The 18,023-nt window shown below is 51.7% G+C and carries 7 protein-coding genes; 6 read left to right on the top strand and 1 reads right to left on the bottom strand.

Annotated elements, in window-relative coordinates; genetic code table 11:
• The first annotated feature begins 864 nt into the window (after nucleotides 1-864).
• The 5 genes from POG22_RS07820 to POG22_RS07800 all read left to right on the top strand — a co-directional run bounded on the left by POG22_RS07820 (nucleotide 865) and on the right by POG22_RS07800 (nucleotide 15,783).
• Nucleotides 865-4,332: a non-ribosomal peptide synthetase gene (locus POG22_RS07820; protein ID WP_498904577.1), complete on the top strand. Its 3,468-nt coding sequence runs from the start codon at nucleotides 865-867 to the stop codon at nucleotides 4,330-4,332.
• Between the two features lie 118 nt (nucleotides 4,333-4,450).
• Complete coding sequence (locus POG22_RS07815; RefSeq protein ID WP_498904575.1) at nucleotides 4,451-8,992, top strand: type I polyketide synthase; 4,542 nt, start codon at nucleotides 4,451-4,453, stop codon at nucleotides 8,990-8,992.
• Nucleotides 8,993-9,033: 41 nt separating this feature from the next.
• Nucleotides 9,034-9,876, top strand: a complete 843-nt coding sequence (locus POG22_RS07810) for a class I SAM-dependent methyltransferase (RefSeq protein ID WP_498904573.1) — start codon at nucleotides 9,034-9,036, stop codon at nucleotides 9,874-9,876.
• A gap of 237 nt (nucleotides 9,877-10,113) precedes the next feature.
• Complete coding sequence (locus tag POG22_RS07805; protein WP_498904571.1) at nucleotides 10,114-11,178, top strand: LLM class flavin-dependent oxidoreductase; 1,065 nt, start codon at nucleotides 10,114-10,116, stop codon at nucleotides 11,176-11,178.
• 90 nt (nucleotides 11,179-11,268) lie between these two features.
• Entirely contained in the window at nucleotides 11,269-15,783 is a 4,515-nt protein-coding gene (locus tag POG22_RS07800; protein WP_498904569.1) for a non-ribosomal peptide synthetase family protein, read from the top strand.
• 234 nt (nucleotides 15,784-16,017) lie between these two features.
• On the opposite strand, the gene POG22_RS07795 is transcribed toward POG22_RS07800, so the two are convergent.
• Nucleotides 16,018-16,599 carry an Npun_F5749 family FMN-dependent PPOX-type flavoprotein gene (locus tag POG22_RS07795; protein WP_498904567.1) on the bottom strand — a complete coding sequence of 194 codons (582 nt, stop codon included), beginning with the start codon at nucleotides 16,597-16,599 and terminating at the stop codon, nucleotides 16,018-16,020.
• Between the two features lie 252 nt (nucleotides 16,600-16,851).
• On the opposite strand from POG22_RS07795, the gene POG22_RS07790 reads away from it, so the two are divergent.
• Nucleotides 16,852-17,835 (top strand): alpha/beta hydrolase family protein, encoded by a 984-nt coding sequence (locus POG22_RS07790; RefSeq protein ID WP_498904565.1) that lies wholly within the window; start codon nucleotides 16,852-16,854, stop codon nucleotides 17,833-17,835.
• The last annotated feature ends 188 nt before the right edge of the window (nucleotides 17,836-18,023 follow it).

Genomic DNA, 18,023 nt, shown 5'->3' with positions numbered 1-18,023 from the left:
TCAAAGGTTAGCGGTCGAATTTCTCGAAATTTCATGTCATACCCATTCCTCCCATTTCTCAGGCGCGATCGCGACCGAGAGAAACGAGATCGATTGGAATTTTTTTATGGAGTGCGTGGGTTTTCGATACGTCCCAAAAACCGGAAAGTCGAAAAGCGGAATTACGAACGAAGTTCGTTCGGTTTGGGGCGCGATCGCGTTAAAAACTTGCGAGTACTAAAAATCTTGGCTAGGTCTCGTCGATTTTGCGAAACGGGGCATCCGAGTCGGTCAGCTTTGAGGAAGCCACAACCGCTCTCAGAGGTCTTGCAAGAATCTACCCCGATGATAATACTGGGTTCAATTCGCTTTTGCAATCCCTACAGATGACATCTTATATCATTTATAGAGCAGTTCGTCAGGCTGACACCGCTAAATTTACCGCGATCGCCGTTTGAAACTACGCTCTCATGGGAATGACAGAGAATCCCCGCGTTGGCTTTCCTCGGGTGCGATCGCGAAAGATTCCCAGTAATCTAGCTGTCTGTCACCGTTTCGCGTGGCGGTCGACTGGGTCGAAAATTCCTGTATTCTCGAAGACTGAAGCGCTGCGATCGCCCTCTATATCCTTCTCTAACACGATATCGCCATAAGGTTAGATAAGCCTGAGACTTCTTGAGATTCTCTTGCATTTGCTGAAGTGGCTGTGATATGCTACGCTCACGTTTTAGAAATTATTCTCAATAGCTGAAATCGCAATTGAAAGGAATTTGCGGTAACGTCGAGTCGATCTGCTCGACGCACCTCCGTAAATTCGCCGAATCTCGCTCTCGGGACAACACCCAAACCCAGACCAAACGTAACTCGCATTCACTCAGGACAATTGTGAATTTACACTCACTTTTACGCTCGCTGTCGAGTCGTGGAATTCGGCTGTCTAAAATCGAGAATTCCTTACGAATTGACGCGCCAAAAGGGGCGTTAACTCCCGAACTTCGCGATTTATTAACTCAGCATAAATCAGAAATTCTCAAACGTTTAGAAACCCAAGATATGACGGCGATCGATCGCGAACTGCCCTCGATCGTCCCCGATCTGCAATCCCGTCACGATCCCTTCCCCTTAACCGATATGCAGCACGCCTTTTGGGTGGGGAGAAGTGGCATTTTAGAACTGGGGAACGTTTCAAATCACGGGTATTACGAAATCGAAGGCGGCGATCTCGACTGCGATCGCCTGGGCCGTACCCTGCAACAGCTCATCGCCAGACACGATATGTTGAGAGCTGTCGTACTCCCCGACGGACAGCAACAAATTCTCGAAACCGTTCCCCCGTATCAATTGCAAGTTTTGGACTTGCGCGAACGCACCGAAGACGCCGTCGCCAGCGAACTCGAAACCCTGCGTCAGTTCATGTCGCACCAAGTCATCCCGTCCGATCGCTGGCCGCTGTTTGACTTCCGCGTGACGCGCCTTCCCCAGCAGCGAGTGCGCTTGCACATCAGCTTCGACTTACTCGTATTCGACGCCTGGAGTCTGTTTCGGCTGTTTGACGAGTGGTTCCAACTCTACCAAAACCCCGAGTTAACCTTTCCTCCCCTAGAACTCTCCTTTCGCGATTACGCATTAGCGGAACGGGAACTTCTCAAAACCCCACTGTTCGAGCGATCGCAGAACTATTGGCGCGATCGCCTCGACAAATTGCCGCCAGCCCCCGATTTACCCCTGGCGAAAAATCCCAAAGAGATCGAAAAACATCACTGTCGCCGCTACAACGCCAGCATTTCGCCAGAAAACTGGCAACGACTCAAACAAAACGCCGCCAAAGCTGGATTGACGCCATCAGGCGCGTTGTTGGCCGCCTTTTCCGAAATTATTGCCCGCTGGAGTAAAACCCCACAATTCACCATCAACTTGGCACTGTTCAACCGCTTACCGATGCACGAACAGGTCAACGATATTTTGGGTGATTTTACCTCCGTAACGCTGTTAGCGGTCGATCGCAATGCCGGAAACAACTTCCGCGATCGCGCCAGTGCCTTACAAACCCAGCTTTGGCAAGACTTAGAACATCGTTACTTTAGCGGCGTGCGCGTGACGCGGGAACTCTCCCGCCGCAACGGAACCCCACCGACGGCGATGCCTGTCGTGTTTACCAGTACCTTGGGATTCGCCAACGCCGGACAAGAAACCCGGACGTTCAGTCATTTCGGCGAGTTGGTGTACGGTATCAGCCAAGCCTCTCAAGCCTGGATGGACGTGCAAGTGTCCGAAGATCGCGACGCACTGTTGTTTAACTGGGATGTCGTCGAAGAACTGTTTCCCGAGGGGTTGGTGTCGGCGATGTTCGAGGCGTACTGTCGCTTACTCGATCGCCTGGCGACATCCGATGAAATCTGGAACGCGTCAGACTTGCACCTGTTACCCGAGGCGCAACTCGAACAGCGGAACGCCGTCAACACCACCGATGCGCCGATTCCCGATGTCGTGTTGCAGGAATGGTTCGCCGAACGCGTGCGCCAGCAACCTGAAGCCGTGGCGGTTATTGCGCCGCAACGCCAACTGACTTATCGAGACTTGTTCGATCGCGCCAACTGTCTCGGACATCGCTTGCGAGATCTCGGTGCCACACCCAACCATCCGATCGCGATCGTCATGGAAAAAGGATGGGAACAAATCGTGGCGGTGATGGGAATTCTCATGGCGGGTGCGCCTTACGTTCCCATCGATCCGGGGTTGCCCTCGCAACGGGTTGAATATCTTCTCGACAACAGCGAAGCGGCGATCGTCTTAACGCAATCTCGGTTGCGGGAGGCGTTACCGACGTTGGAATCTCGAAATTGCCTGTGTATCGATCGCGAACCCGTTGACGAAACCCTGGAACCCTTGAGTTGGGTACAGACTCCCGACGATTTGGCTTACGTCATTTATACCTCCGGTTCGACGGGATTGCCCAAAGGCGTCGAGATTACCCATCGCAACGTCGCCAACATGGTGCAGTCTACCAACCTGCGATTTCAGGTGAACGAGAGCGATCGCGCGATCGCCTTAACTGCACTCAATCACGACTTATCGGTATACGACATTTTCGGATTGCTGAGTGTTGGCGGTGCGATCGTGTTACCCGAGGCGGAATTCGTCAAAGATCCCACCCATTGGATGGAGTTAATTCAGAAAAATGGGGTGACGTTGTGGAACTCGGTTCCCGCAATGATGGAGATGCTATCCAATACTTTAGACGATCGCCCTCCTGTGGAGTTGTCGAGTTTGCGATTGGCAATTTTAGGCGGCGATTGGTGGCCGGTTTCCCTTCCCGATCGCATTCGCAATTTCGCCCCGAACATCCAACTTCTGAGTATTGGCGGCCCGACTGAAACCACCGTTTGGAATATCGGCTATTCGATCGAACGCGTCGATCCGAACTGGACGAGTATTCCCTACGGAAAACCGATGGCAAACGCCAAATATTACGTCTTGAACGAGGCGTTAGAAGACTGTCCGATTTGGGTTCCCGGTCAACTCTATTGTTCCGGGGTTCAACTGGCAAAAGGCTATTGGAAAAATCCCGAAAAAACTGCCGAGAATTTCATCACCCACCCGCGCACTGGAGAACGGATTTATCGCACCGGAGATCGCGGGCGATTTCTCCCTGATGGAAACCTGGAATTTTTGGGACGAGTCGATTTCCAAATCAAACTCCGAGGCTATCGCATTGAAGCCGGAGAAATTGAGTCGATGTTAACTCAATATTCTAGCATAAAATCGGCGATCGTGCAAGCGATCGGCACGGGACAAAAAGCCAAATTAGTGGCGTATCTCGTGGTTCGCGACGGAGAAGAAACCCCAGACGTGGAGGTTCTCACCCAATGGCTGAGCGGAAAGTTACCGGAATATATGATTCCGTCGGCGTTCCGATTTTTAGAAGCATTACCGCTCTCGGCAAATGGAAAAGTCGATCGCAATGCCCTTCCGAAAGATGAGGAATCTTTCGAGAAAATCGAGGTCAGTTACGTTCCGCCTCAAAATGAAATCGAACAGGCGATCGCGGCGATATTTCAAGAGGTTTTAGATCTCGAAAAAGTGGGCATCAACGATAACTTTTTCGACTTGGGCGCGACCTCGTTGTTAATGACCTCGGTTTATCGGAAACTCACAAACCATTTTTCTTCAAAATCACTAACATTTTCTTTGGTCGATTTATTTAAATATCCGACCGTGAAGCAGTTGTCGAAACAGTTGGGAAGTCCAGAAAACACCGAAGCCTTAACTTCTCAAAACCAGGAAGTCGAGACCAAACTCAATCGCGGTAAAAATCGGCTCAAACAGCGGTTTCAAAAATCGCGATCGGCATGATAAACAGTCACCAGTCACCAGTCACCAGTGATAAAGGGAGGATTGGGGATTTAATGTGAGTCTTTCCTTCTATGTTGAAGGTATTCCTCGGATGAAGCAAAAAACCAGAATTTAACTTATGAACTCGAACTACACCGGCTTAGAAATTGCCATAATCGGTCTTTCCGGGCGATTCCCCGGAAGCAAAACCCTCGCAGACTTTTGGAAAAACTTAGCCAACGGCGTCGAATTGGTGTCGCCCTTCAACAGTTCCGACAGCCAAACCCCACGGGCGGGATCGATACTAGAAGAAGTCGATCGCTTCGATGCAGACTTCTTCGGATTCAACCCTCGCGAAGCCGAAGTGATGGACCCCCAACATCGGCTGTTTCTCGAATCGGCGTGGGAAGCTTTAGAAAACGCGGGTTACAGTTCCCCCGAAGAAAAACGCGCGATCGGAGTGTTTGCGGGGGTGGGAATGGGAACCTACCTGTTGTATAACCTCAGCCCCAACCCAGACATCATCGAATCTCGGGGACTACTCTCGACGTTGGTAGGCGTGGATAAAGACTATCTCCCAACCCGCGTTTCCTATAAATTAAATCTCAACGGCCCCAGTGTCAGCGTGGGAACCGCCTGTTCGAGTTCTCTCGTCGCCGTTCACCTCGCCTGTCAGAGTTTGCTGAGTGGCGAATGCGATATCGCTTTGGGTGCGGGGGTTTCGGTGAAAGTTCCCCAAAGCGAGTTGACGCTGTCTCCCGATGAAATTGTCTCCTCAGACGGACACTGTCGCGCCTTCGATCGCAACGCCAACGGTACAGTGGGAGGAAACGGAATCGGGGTGGTGGTTCTCAAACGCCTCGAAGATGCGATCGCCGATCGCGATACCATCTATGCAGTGGTTAAAGGCTCTGCAATCAACAACGACGGGGCGCAGAAAGTCGGTTACACCGCCCCCAGCGAAGACGGACAAACCCGCGTCATTCGCGCCGCGCAAATTATGGCGGAAGTGGAACCCGACAGCATTTCCTACATGGAAGCCCACGGAACGGGGACGGCGTTGGGAGATCCCATCGAAATCGCAGCCATGACGCAGGCGTTTCGCGCCAAAACCGATCGCAAAGGGTTCTGTCGCGTCGGTTCGGTGAAAACCAACGTGGGACATTTGGACGCAGCGGCGGGAATTGCGGGGTTGATGAAAACCGTTCTGGCGTTGCATCACCAAAAGATTCCCCCCAGCATTAACTTTACCGAACCGAACCCCCAAATCGATTTCGAGAACAGTCCGTTTGTCGTCAATACAGAACTGACGGATTGGACTCGGAACGGAACGCCGCGACGTGCGGGGGTGAGTTCGTTTGGCTTCGGCGGAACCAACGTTCATATGGTGTTGGAAGAAGCCCCGACACCGGAACCGACGGAAACGCCAGTGCGTCCGCAACTGCTGTCTTTGTCGGCGAAAACCGCCACGGCGTTGGAAAACGCCAGCGATCGCCTGGCGCAACATCTCAAAACCTCGCCGAATTTGAACCTCGGAGATGTCGCCTACACCTTGGATATGGGACGTTGGGAATTTCCCCATCGTCGGGTTTGGGTGGCGCAAACTATCGAAGAAGCGATCGCGGGTTTGGAATCGGGAGGTTTGGTGACGGGAGAAGCGGCGGACAGTACACCGTCTGTTATCTTCATGTTCCCCGGTCAAGGCGCACAGTATCTCAACATGGGGCGGAGGCTATACGAGGCGGAACCGAGGTTTCGGGACGTTTGCGATCGCTGTTTCGAGATTCTGAAAACTCAACACCAACTGGATTTGAAATCGATTCTGTTTGGGGACAACTCAGAGAAACTTACCCAAACGGCGATCGCGCAACCGGCGTTGTTTGCGATCGAATACGCCCTGGCGCAACTGTGGATCTCTTGGGGGATCGTACCGAAATCGGCGATCGGTCACAGTATCGGCGAATACGTGGCTGCGTGCGTGGCGGGGGTGTTCTCCCTCGAAGATGCGTTGCGCGTGGTGGTGACGCGGGGACGGTTGATGCAGCAACAACCCCCTGGGGCGATGGTTGCGGTACGCTTGTCAGCGGAAGCGGTTCGTCCTTATTTAGATAAGTCGCTATCGGTTGCGGCGAGTAACAGTCCTTTCCTGACGACGGTTTCGGGAACTGTTGAAGATATCGAACAGCTGCGATCGCACTTGGCGGCGCAAGACATCGATTGCATTCCCCTCCACACCTCCCACGCTTTCCATTCTCCGATGATGGAAGGGGCGATCGCGCCGTTCGTCAAACAGTTGCAACGGGTGACGTTGAATCCGCCCCAGATTCCCGTTATCTCCAACGTTACGGGAACTTGGATGACGGAGGAAGAGGCGACGAACCCGCAATATTGGGCGCAACAGTTGCGTCAAACGGTGGAGTTTGCGGCGGGAGTTGGGGAACTGCTGCAAGATTCCGAGGCGATTTTCCTTGAAGTCGGCCCCGGACGCACCCTCTGCACGTTAGCCAAGCAGCAAGCCCAGGAACAGACGATCCTTTCGTCGCTTCCTCACGCCAAAGATACCACCGACGAGTTGGCGTTTTTGTTACAGACGTTAGGACAACTGTGGGTGAAGGGAATCGAAGTCGATCGCGAGGCGTTTTACGGCGATCGCGCGTATCGGCGGGTTCCGCTTCCGACCTATCCCTTCGAGCGTCGGCGTTACTGGATCGATCCTCCGGCAGCTTTGGACGATGCGCCCGTCACCTTAATGAAAAATACCGATCTAGGCGATTGGTTTTACGTTCCCTCGTGGAAACGGTCCGTGTTACCCAATGTCGATCTCGAAGACGCCAAGTCTTGGGTGGTGTTCGTAGACGATACTGGGATGGGGACGGCGTTGTGCGATCGCCTGGAAACCTTCGGACATCGCGTCGTCCGGGTCAAACCGGGAACCGTCTACAACCACAGCAGCGAAAACGTTTATACGATCGATCCCGGCGATCGCGACCATTACGACGCCTTGGTACGAGATTTGGAATTTTTGGGGCGATCGCCCGTTTTCGCCCATCTCTGGACGGTGTCGGAGGATTTAGCCTCGGAAGACGCCAAAACCCTCGGTTTTTACAGTCTGTTGTATTTGGCGCAGGCGTTGGGACAAAGCCACGCCGAACGGTTCCATCCTCTCTGCGTTCTCTCGAGTCAAGTGCAGGAGGTGACGGGAACGGAATCTCTCTGTCCTGAGAAAGCCACGATTCTCGGCCCCTGTCGGGTGATTCCCCAAGAGTTCGCCAATTTGACTTGCGCCCATCTCGATGTGGTGGTTGCGGATTTCGAGGAAAATCGGGAGAAGTTTATCGATCGCCTGATTGGAGAAATGCTGACTCAGGCGGCGAAACCCGCCGAAGATACGGTGGCGGAAACTCTCGCCTATCGCGGAAACTATCGCTGGGAACCGAGTTATGAGGCGGTTCGGTTGGACGCCAGCACCCCGAAATCGGTGTTTCGTCCCGGTGGAACCTACCTGATTACTGGAGGAACGGGGGGAATTGGACTGGCGATCGCCGAATTTCTCGCCGAAACTGTCGGGGCGAATTTGGTTCTTTTGGGTCGCTCTGCCTTCCCCGAACGTGAAGTTTGGGATAGCTACGTTGCCCAGGAAGATGCTTCCAGTCAAATAGTTGACAAAATTCGCAAAATGCAAGAAATCGAGGCACTGGGATCGAAATTGCTGGTGTTGAGTGCAGATGTGGGCGATCGCACTCAGATGCAAACAGCGATCGATCGCGCGCGGGAAGTCTTCGGCGAAATTCACGGCGTCTTCCACACCGCAGGCGTCGCCGGTGGGGGCATTATTCCCCTGAAAACCCGCGACATGGCGGAGACGGTGATGCGTCCCAAAGTCGAAGGAACGCAAATTCTCGATAGCTTGTTCCAAGATACGCCCCTCGATTTTCTCCTGTTATTTTCCTCCCTCAGTGCCTTAGTCGGCGGTGCGGGACAGGTGGATTACTGCGCGGCGAACGCTTATCTCGATGCAGTGGCGCGAGAGCGATCGACGCGGTGCGATCGCCCCACAATTTCCATCGATTGGGATATCTGGCAAGAGGTGGGAATGAGCGTCGAGGCGGGACATTTCCCCGAAACTCGCCTCGCGGCGGGGATTTCGCCCCGTGAAGGCGTCGAGGCGCTCACGCGAGTGTTGCAACGGGGACTCGATCGCGCCGTCGTCTCTACGAAAGACTTGCAAGGGGTTCTCGCCGAACACCACGATTTAAGCCTGATGGCGGAGGCGATGGCACCGGAACCCGCCCAAACCGTGAAATCGACGCACCAACGCCCCGCCCAGTCTACGGAGTACGTGGCACCGCGCAACGACATCGAAGCGGCGATCGCGCAACTTTGGCAAGAACAACTGGGAATCGAAGCGGTTGGCGTAGAAGACAACTTCTTCGAACTCGGCGGACATTCGCTATTGGCGGTGCGGGTGATGTCACAGTTGCGCGATCGCTATCCCGTCGATTTGTCTTTGCGGGCGTTGTTGTCGGAAACTCCCACTGTGGCGGGATTAGCCAGTGCGGTGAGCGAACAGTTAGCGCAGCAGGAAGAGACGGAGGAGTCTGAGGAAGCGGCGCAACTCCTAGCAGAAATTGAAAATCTGTCTCTCGAGGAAGTGCAAGCGCAACTGGCGCGAGAAGGCTAAGTTTTGTTGTTTTCTAAGCGAAATTAAGGAAGTTTGAAACCATGACGATCGATCGCCTAGAATCTGCCGAACAGCTTACGGGCGTGGCGGAAACGTTGATGATTACCCTTTACGCGCGTTATCTGGAAACGCAGCGATCGGATCGAGTGTTTCGCGATCCGAAAGCTGTCGCCATTGTCGAGCGAACCCGCTATAACTTTGAAAAATATGCCAAAGGGTGGGCGTCGCAATTGGGGGTTGTGATTCGCGTGCGGGAGTTCGATCGCCTGGTGACAAACTTCCTGAAGCGGTATCGAGGGGCAACTGTTATCAATTTGGGCTGCGGACTTTGTACGCGGTTCGAGCGCGTCGATAACGGTTCTGTCTGTTGGTACGATGTCGATTTTCCTGAAGTCATCGAGTTTCGGCGCAAGTTTTTTAAAGAGAGCGATCGTAATCGTTTTATTGCGACGTCAATTTTAGAGTTTGCGTGGCTCGATGACATTGAAATTTCTACCCAACAGCCGGTTTTAATTGTCATGGAAGGTGTTTCCATGTATTTGACGGAGGAAGAAAACCGAGCGATCGTCTCGCAGCTTCAATCCCGATTTCCCCAGGCTGAATTTGTTTTCGATGTCATTAGTTCGTCTCTGGCAAAGCGCACTAAAATTCACGATACGGTGTCTCAAACGGATGCTGAATTTAAGTTCGGGATCGATCGCGGGCGAACTTTGGAATCTTGGGGAGAGGGAATCGCTCTTGAGAACGAAATTTACTACTTGGAACAGTATCCACACTATCCTCAACGGCTTCCTTGGTGGGCAAAACTGCTGTCTCCTGTTCTCCTACTTTTGTTCAAAAATAACGGTCGCATTTTGCATCTGAAATTCTCCTCGAATCGTTAATAATTCGAGCGGTAGGGTGGGCATCGCCCACCCTTAAAAAGAAGAATTTTTCAAAGAAATACTGAGGGATAATGTTCACCCTTGAAAAGAAGAATTTTTCGGAGAAATACCGGTGGGAATTGCCTACCCTACAGCTCATTAATTTTAGAGCAGTAGGAAAGAAGAATTTTTTGAAGAAATACCGGTGGGAATTGCCTACCCTACATCTATCTCTTTGTTTAAATTTAGGAACAACTCATGGATTTTAGTCTCTTTTACTTTTCTGGAAACGGTTCGACTGTTTCTCGCGACAAATATCGCTTGTTACTCGACGGGGCAAAATTTGCCGATCGCAACGGGTTTTCTGCTGTTTGGGTTCCCGAACGTCATTTCGACGCTTTTGGTGGTTTGTACCCCAATCCTTCCGTCGCTGGAGCTGCGATCGCCACGGTAACGGAACGCATCCAAATTCGTTCGGGAAGCGTCGTCGTTCCGCTACAAAATCCCCTGCGAGTTGCAGAAGAATGGTCGATGGTAGATAACCTTTCAAACGGTCGCGTCAGCCTTTCTTTTGCACCGGGTTGGCATCCCAACGATTTCGTGTTTTACCCGGAAAAATTCGAGAACAAAAAAGACATTATGTGGCGCGACATTGAAGTGATTCGACAACTTTGGCGCGGCGAAGCGATCGCTCTTCAAAACGGCGCAAACAAAACCATTTCAGTTCGTACGTTTCCTCGTCCCCTTCAGCCCGAAATTCCCATTTGGATCACTGCTTTATCTGACCAAACCTTTATCGATTCGGGTAAAATTGGCGCGAACATTTTAACTTCGCCACTGTACCAGAGTTTAGATGACATTTTGCGGAAGGTTTCACTCTACCGTCAATCCTTAGAAAAACACGGTCGCGATCCCAATTCTGGCAAGGTGGCGTTGATGGTTCACACCTTCATCGGCGAAAATCTCGATCTCGTGCGCCAGCGGGTTAAAACGCCGTTTAAAAACTACTTAAAAACCCATTTCGACTTGGTAGTTAAATCAGCGGGAGACCTCTGGGCGTCAGTCGATCCTGAAAAGTTGACGCCTCGAGATTTGGAAGATTTACTCGATTTTAGCTTTGAAACCTACTTGAACGGCAAAGTTTTGATCGGAACGCCCGAAACCTGCAAACAGAAAATCGACTTACTTCAACAAGCTGGGGTTGATGATGTGGCGGCGTTAATTGACTTTGGTGTTGAGTTCGATTGGGTGATGGAAAGCCTACACCATCTCAATCAAATCAAACAAGATTTTGTCACGTCTAAATCTGCGATCGCCGTCTAATTTTTCAAAACTTTGCTCTAAAAGCTAGATCCTCGAAATTTACAAAATTTCGGGGATCTGGAGAGACTCAACGTTATTTTTTTTCAAACCATGACCGATCTTTCTCAACGCATTGCTAACCTATCTCCTGAAAAACAAGAACTTTTAAAACGCTTGCTTCAAAAAAATAAAAATAGATCGAATTCTTCTTCTCTTAAAATCCCAAAACGAGAGCGATCGCCAGTTGCCAACACAATCGAACACTGTCCCGTCTCCTTCGCCCAGCAGCGGATGTGGTTTCAAGATCGGCTGGGGATTAAAAGTGCCGTTTCTAACAATATTTCGACCTTTTTAAAAATTTCCGGTTCCCTCAACGTTCCCGCCTTAGAAGCCAGTATTCAAGAAATCGTGCGGCGTCACGAAATTTTGCGGACGACATTACAAAACAAAAATGGGGAACTCGTACAAGCGATCGCTCCCGAAATTCAGTGGAAATTACCCGTTTTCGACTTGCGATCGCTCTCCCCCAGCCAACAAGACGAACGAGTGCGCGAAATCGGTATTCAACAGGCGTGTCAACCCGTTAAATTAGATAAAGATTGGTGTTGGAACGTCCAACTTGTTCGACTCGACGACACCGACCATACCTTAGTTTTAACCCTACATCATATCGCCGTCGATGCTTGGTCGATCGGCGTCTTTTTCCGCGAACTCAGTGCGTTGTACGGGGCGTTTTCTCAAGGTAAACCTTCGCCACTTCCCGAACTCTCCGTCCAATACGCCGACTTTTCCAATTGGCAACGACAGTATTTTCAAGGAGATAGTCTCGATCGCGAACTCAGCTATTGGAAACAAACCTTAAAAAACGCCCCCGATGTTTTACAACTTCCCAGCGATCGCCCTCGCCCCACGGTTCAATCGTTTACCGGAAAAACCCTCTCGTTCTTACTTCCAAAAACCCTGGTTGACGGACTGAAAACTCTATCTCAACAGGCAGAAACCACCCTGTTTACCACATTGTTGGCGGGATTGCAAACCCTGTTATTTCGCTACACCAGCCAGGAAGACATTCTCGTGGGTTCTCCCATCGCCAACCGCCACCAACCGGAAGTCGAATCGTTAATCGGCTGTTTTATCAACACCCTGGTTTTCCGATCCGATCTTTCGGGAAATCCCAGTTTTCGCCAACTCCTCGATCGCGTCAAAAAAACGGTTCTCGGGGCGTTAGCCCATCAAACCCTTCCCTTTGAAACCCTCGTAGACAAACTCCACCTGACGCGAAACATCGCCTACGCCCCACTGTTTCAGGTGATGCTGGTGTTGCAAAATGCGTTTTCGATCGAGAATATCGAACTTCCCGGTTTAAATGTCAGCCATTCGCGCATCGACAATCAAACCGCCCAATTCGATCTGACCTTTCACCTCGTCGAAGCCGACATCGGACTGATCGGAAAATTAGAATACAACACCGATCTCTTTGACGAAACGACGATGCTTCGGCTGTTGGGACATTTCCAAACCCTGTTGAACGCCGCGATCGCCGATCCCAATACGTCTATTTTAGACCTGCCCATTTTAACCCCGACCGAAGCCCAACAGATTCTGTCGAAACAACCGCCAACCCTTCTCGAAATCCCTCAAGGTTGCATTCACCAGTTATTCGAGGCGCAAGTTCAAAAAACCCCCGACGCGATCGCCCTCGTGTGCGGCGATCGTCAACTCACCTACCGCGATCTCGATCGCCAAGCCAACCAATTCGCCCGCTATCTTCAAAAACAGGGAATTCAACCCGAATGCTTAGTGGCGTTGTGTTTAGAACGGTCGATCGATCTGTTCGTGGGGCTGTTGGGTATCCTCAAAGCAGGCGGGGCTTACGTTCCCCTCGATCCTGCGTACCCCAGCCAACGCCTCGAAACCATCTTATCCGACGCGCAACCGTCGGCGATCGTTACGCAAACCTCCCTCATCGACCAGTTCGATCGCACCAACGCGATCGCCTTAGACGCCAATTGGAACGACATCGCCGCAGAATCCCCAGAACCGCCCAACGTTCCCGTCAATTCAGATCGTCTCGCTTACGTCATTTATACCTCCGGATCGACCGGAACCCCCAAAGGCGTCGCCGTCGAACATCGATCGCTGGTGAACTTCACCGAAGCCGCCAGCGAGGAATACGACATTTCAGACCGCGATCGCGTGTTACAGTTCGCCACCCTCGGATTCGACACGGCGATCGAAGAAATCTTTCCCGCTTTGACGCGAGGGGCGACGTTGGTTTTGCGAAGCGATCGCTGGTTGGGGTCGATGTCGGGATTTCTCAACGCCTGTCACCAACACAACATCACCGTCCTCGACTTACCGACTGCATTTTGGCATCAACTGGCCGCAGATATCGCCACCGAACGCCTCACAGTCCCCGATTCCCTGCGTTTGGTGATTATCGGCGGTGAAAAAGCCCTCGGCGATCGCCTGGAACTGTGGCAAAATTGCGTATCGCCGCAAGTGCGCCTCGTCAACAGCTACGGCCCCACCGAAGCCACCGTCGTTACCACCACCGTCGAGTTCTCCCAACTTTCCCTCAGCCAACGCAGCGGACGAGAACTTCCCATCGGAACCCCCATTCGCAACGCCACCACCTACGTCCTCGATCCCTGTCTCAAACCCGTTCCCCTGGGAATTCCCGGCGAATTATACATCGGTGGGGCGGGAATCGCACGGGGCTATCTCAACCGCCCCGATTTGAACGAACAGACCTTTATTGACGATCCGTTTAGTTCCGTACCGGGGGCGCGTTTGTACAAAACCGGCGATCGCGTTTGTCTGCGAGAAGACGGAAATTTGGAGTTTCTCGGACGCATCGACAACCAGGTCAAAATCCGAGGTTTCCGCATCGAACTCGGCGAAATCGAGGCGGCGTTGAACCAACACCCCGACATTCAAACCAGCGTGGTTCTCGATCGCGACATCTGCGAGGGCGATCGCCAACTCGTCGGCTACATCGTCCCCAACGCCGAGGCGACGCCGACAACGCCACAACTGCGCCGCTTCCTTGAAAAGCGACTGCCCAAATATATGGTTCCCGCCGCCTTCGTGACCCTAGACGCCCTGCCCATTAACGTTCACGGAAAAATTGACCGTCAGGCACTTCCGGCTCCAGAACCGGCAAATATGGCGGTGACAGACCGCTTCGTAGCGCCGCAAACCCCGAGGGAAGTGGCGATCGCCGAAATTTTTGCGGCGGTGTTGGGGGTCGATCGCGTGGGACGTTACGACGACTTTTTCGAGTTAGGGGGACATTCGCTGTTGGCGACGAAACTGTTAACCCGCGTCAGTTCGACGTTACAGGCGGAACTAACCCTCGTGGATCTGTTCGAGTCGCCGACGGTGGCGGGGTTAGTCGAACGGTTGGAAAACCGCAATTCTGTAACGTCGCAACTGGATTTAGAGAAAGAAGTGGCGTTAGATGCAGCGATCGCAGCCCCCAATGCTGAGTTTCAGTGGGTGGAAACGCCCCAACAGGTATTTTTAACGGGTTCGACGGGCTTTTTAGGGGCGTTTTTGTTAGCCGAACTCCTGCAAAACACCCCTGCGACGGTGTATTGTTTGGTTCGCGCCTCTGACGAAACCCTTGCACAACAGCGCGTTCGACGCAATCTCGAAAATTACCAACTCTGGAACGACCGTTTTAGCGATCGCATCGTTGCGGTTCCCGGCGATCTCTCGCAACCTCGTTTGGGATTGGCGATCGCGCAGTTTTCCGATCTCGCCGCTTCCATCGATACGATCTATCACAACGGCGCGTTAGTCAACTCTGTCTATCCCTATTCTGCCCTCAAAACCATTAACGTCTCGGGAACTCAAGAAGTGTTGCGGTTCGCGAGTCAGACGAAACTGAAAGCCGTTCACTTCATCTCGTCGCTGTCGGTGGTGCATTCTCCCAGTTATCTCGATCGCGAGGTGGTGACGGAAGCCGACGGATTCGATCGCTGGCGAGGTTTGTTTAACGGTTACGCTCAAAGTAAATGGGTCGCCGAACAAATCGCTCAAATCGCGCGATCGCGGGGAATTCCCGTCTGTATTTATCGCCCCGGCGTCATTTCCGGACACAGTCAAACGGGAGTTTGCAACACCCAAGATTTCCTCCATACTTTACTTAAAGGCTTCGTCCAATTACAAAGCGCCCCCGATGTCGATGCAGTGTGGGATTTTACCCCCGTCGATTACGTCAGTCAGGCGATCGTTCACCTCTCTCGACAGCCGGAAAACCGCGATAAAGTCTTCCATTTAACCAACCCGAAACCGCTCCAGTTGAGGGCGTTAATCGAAGCGATCGCTTCCTTTGGCTATCCCCTCCAACAAATGGCGTACGAACCCTGGCGATCGCGCTTAGAAGCGTTCGTCCAGCAGTCGCACTCTCAACGATGGAAATCTTTACTTCCGATTTTCCCGAAAACTCTGTCTGAGGAACTTTTGCAAGTGGTCAAATTGAGGTTTGACTGTCAAAATACCTTGCAAGGATTGAAAGATACTGCGATCGCTTGTCCGCCAGTCGATCGCCAGTTATTAAAAACCTACTGGACGTATCTCATCGATCGCGGTTTTTTAGACTCTCCGAAATCTCTCTAGGTTTCACGTCCCCAAAAAACTGGCATTTTAAAGGCATAAGATTCCTGGCATATCCAAGATACCGGAAATCTCGATAGTCAATAAAGATCTGATACAGAATCCGCATTTCAAATACTGATTTTTCCCAATCCGACAAGCCTCTCTCTGTGTTCTCTGTGTCTCTGTGGTGAAGACTTCTTAAAACCCAGCGTATAGAAAAATTGCCATTTCCCGAAACCCAATTTTGGCCGTTTCTCAAGGATTGACTTCCCGTTCTATCCAACCTCCATCGGGTTGGCGATCGTAAATCCAGCGGTTTTGAGGATTACCGCGTAACGTCAGGAAATCGACGCAGTAGGGATCGAGAAGCAGCAAACAAAAGCTGTCGAGGGGAGTTTTCGGATTCGGGGGGTCTACCTCAAACGCTTCAGACGGCGATCGCACCTCTCCCGATCTCGGCCACGCAAACCCCGATCGCGCGTTGTCGGATAGGTTTTCCCAAACCTGTCGTCTCGCGGCTTGTAACTCCTCGTCAGCACTCTCGAAGTTCGCGATTTCTAGGGTTCCTTGAAGGCGAAACTGGTCGCGAGTTTTGGGGAAATACCAGCAGGCTTCGGCGTGGGTGTTATGCTGGATTTGAACGATTTTTGCGCTGCGATCGTCTGTCACGATTTGCAGGCGATCGCACTTCTCTTGAAACCCTCGAAATACCACAGTTCGATTGGCTGGAGTTCCGTCTTGACGAACGGTCGCCAGTTGAAAATATCGCGAATAAACCAAGCTACGATTTTGATGGAGTGCGCCCGATAAATGGGTTCGCCAAGGAGCTAGAGTCATGACAATCGATCGTTCGAGAAAATACTATAGCAATCCTAAATCAGTTGTGTAACAAAATTGAAGGGAACGGGGAATCAGATTTTTTTGGGTGTTTTAATTTTTGACGACTCATTTGGGACTGCTATAAAATAAATTTGGCGATCGCGATCGTATTTTGAAATTTAAATTCGACAAATTCAAGCAATTATTTTACAATAACATAAATTTAATTTTTTTGCAAAAATAAACCCATAAAATTGGAGTTTTCATCCGATGACTGTCCGAGCCATTTATGAAGCCGCCAAAATTGAAAGTGCAGCATCTCCTTACGATACTCTCAATCTTAAAATCTTCTATCCCGCTTGCCTGCCAGACGACGAGCGATCGCAAAATTTAGGCATCGTTCCCGCCGACGACAAAAACGCCCCGTTTCCCGTCGTGATTTTCTTCAACGGCATTAATTGCAGTCCCGAAGTCTATCAATGGCTGGCGGTAAAACTTGCCGAACGAAAATTTGTCGTCGTTACATTTTCTTGGGTGGCGGAAAACATACCGGGAATGGTGGCGTTGACACCCGGCGTCGATATAAAAATGCTATCGCCACAGCTTTACGGAACGGGTCCGACCGCTTCGGCGTTACCGACGATTTTAAAGACCTTAGAACAGTTGCAAAATAAAGGCATATTAGCCGGATTGTTAGACTTAAATCGCATTGTCTTAGGCGGACATTCCGCAGGCGGACGAGTGGCGATCGAAAGCGCGAGTCCCCAGTTTTTCTCGCAAGTCGTCGCCTCCTTTGCCTATGGCGCTCATACCGCCGCTGCCGTACAAATAGGGTACGAACCGGGGACAATTTTACCCTTACCTGACGAGTTACCCCTACTGTTAATCGGCGGAACCTGCGACGGCGTCATTGCCCAAAGCAGCCATCGATACGGCGTCACTTGGGAGCAGCCCACAACCCCAATTCAGCGAACTTTTCAAGACGCGATCGCCGGAGGACGCAACGACAGTTATCTGCTACTTCTCGAGGGTGCCAACCATTTTTCCATCGCCCAAACCTTCGACAGCACGACGGGGCGTCCGTTCCTAGATTTTCCCGAAACCCAACCCCAAGAACAACTACAGAATGTAATGGTAGAAGCGATCGCCTTATTCCTCGAAGCCCGCGTCAAATCCCAACCCGAGGCGATCGCGGCCTTAGAACGACTGACAACCGCCAACCGTGAGGCGATCGCCACCTTCGAGCGCAAGTAGTTCGCCACCGTCTCAACCTCTCGCCCACCATTGCCCCAACAATTAAATTGACAACTCCCCGCCCTGGAAGGGGCGGGGATTCTCACTTCATAGGGAGAGTCTAGCTGAAGTACGAACTCCAACCCCGATCTCTTTACCCTCCATGAGCATTGTTCCGGTCTGCCCGACCGTACTCAGTCCTCTTTCTT

Source organism: Geitlerinema sp. CS-897 (genome assembly GCF_028368005.1).
GTDB classification, from domain to species: domain Bacteria; phylum Cyanobacteriota; class Cyanobacteriia; order Cyanobacteriales; family Geitlerinemataceae; genus Baaleninema; species Baaleninema simplex.
This window is presented reverse-complemented; position numbering and strand designations above follow the sequence as displayed.

What these genes read in the sequence shown, in the direction of transcription:
- POG22_RS07815 (WP_498904575.1), top strand. Translation starts at nt 4,451, where the DNA reads ATGAACTCGAACTACACCGGCTTAGAAATTGCCATAATCGGTCTTTCC.
- POG22_RS07810 (WP_498904573.1), top strand. Translation starts at nt 9,034, where the DNA reads ATGACGATCGATCGCCTAGAATCTGCCGAACAGCTTACGGGCGTGGCG.
- POG22_RS07805 (WP_498904571.1), top strand. Translation starts at nt 10,114, where the DNA reads ATGGATTTTAGTCTCTTTTACTTTTCTGGAAACGGTTCGACTGTTTCT.
- POG22_RS07800 (WP_498904569.1), top strand. Translation starts at nt 11,269, where the DNA reads ATGACCGATCTTTCTCAACGCATTGCTAACCTATCTCCTGAAAAACAA.
- POG22_RS07795 (WP_498904567.1), bottom strand. Translation starts at nt 16,599, where the DNA reads ATGACTCTAGCTCCTTGGCGAACCCATTTATCGGGCGCACTCCATCAA.
- POG22_RS07790 (WP_498904565.1), top strand. Translation starts at nt 16,852, where the DNA reads ATGACTGTCCGAGCCATTTATGAAGCCGCCAAAATTGAAAGTGCAGCA.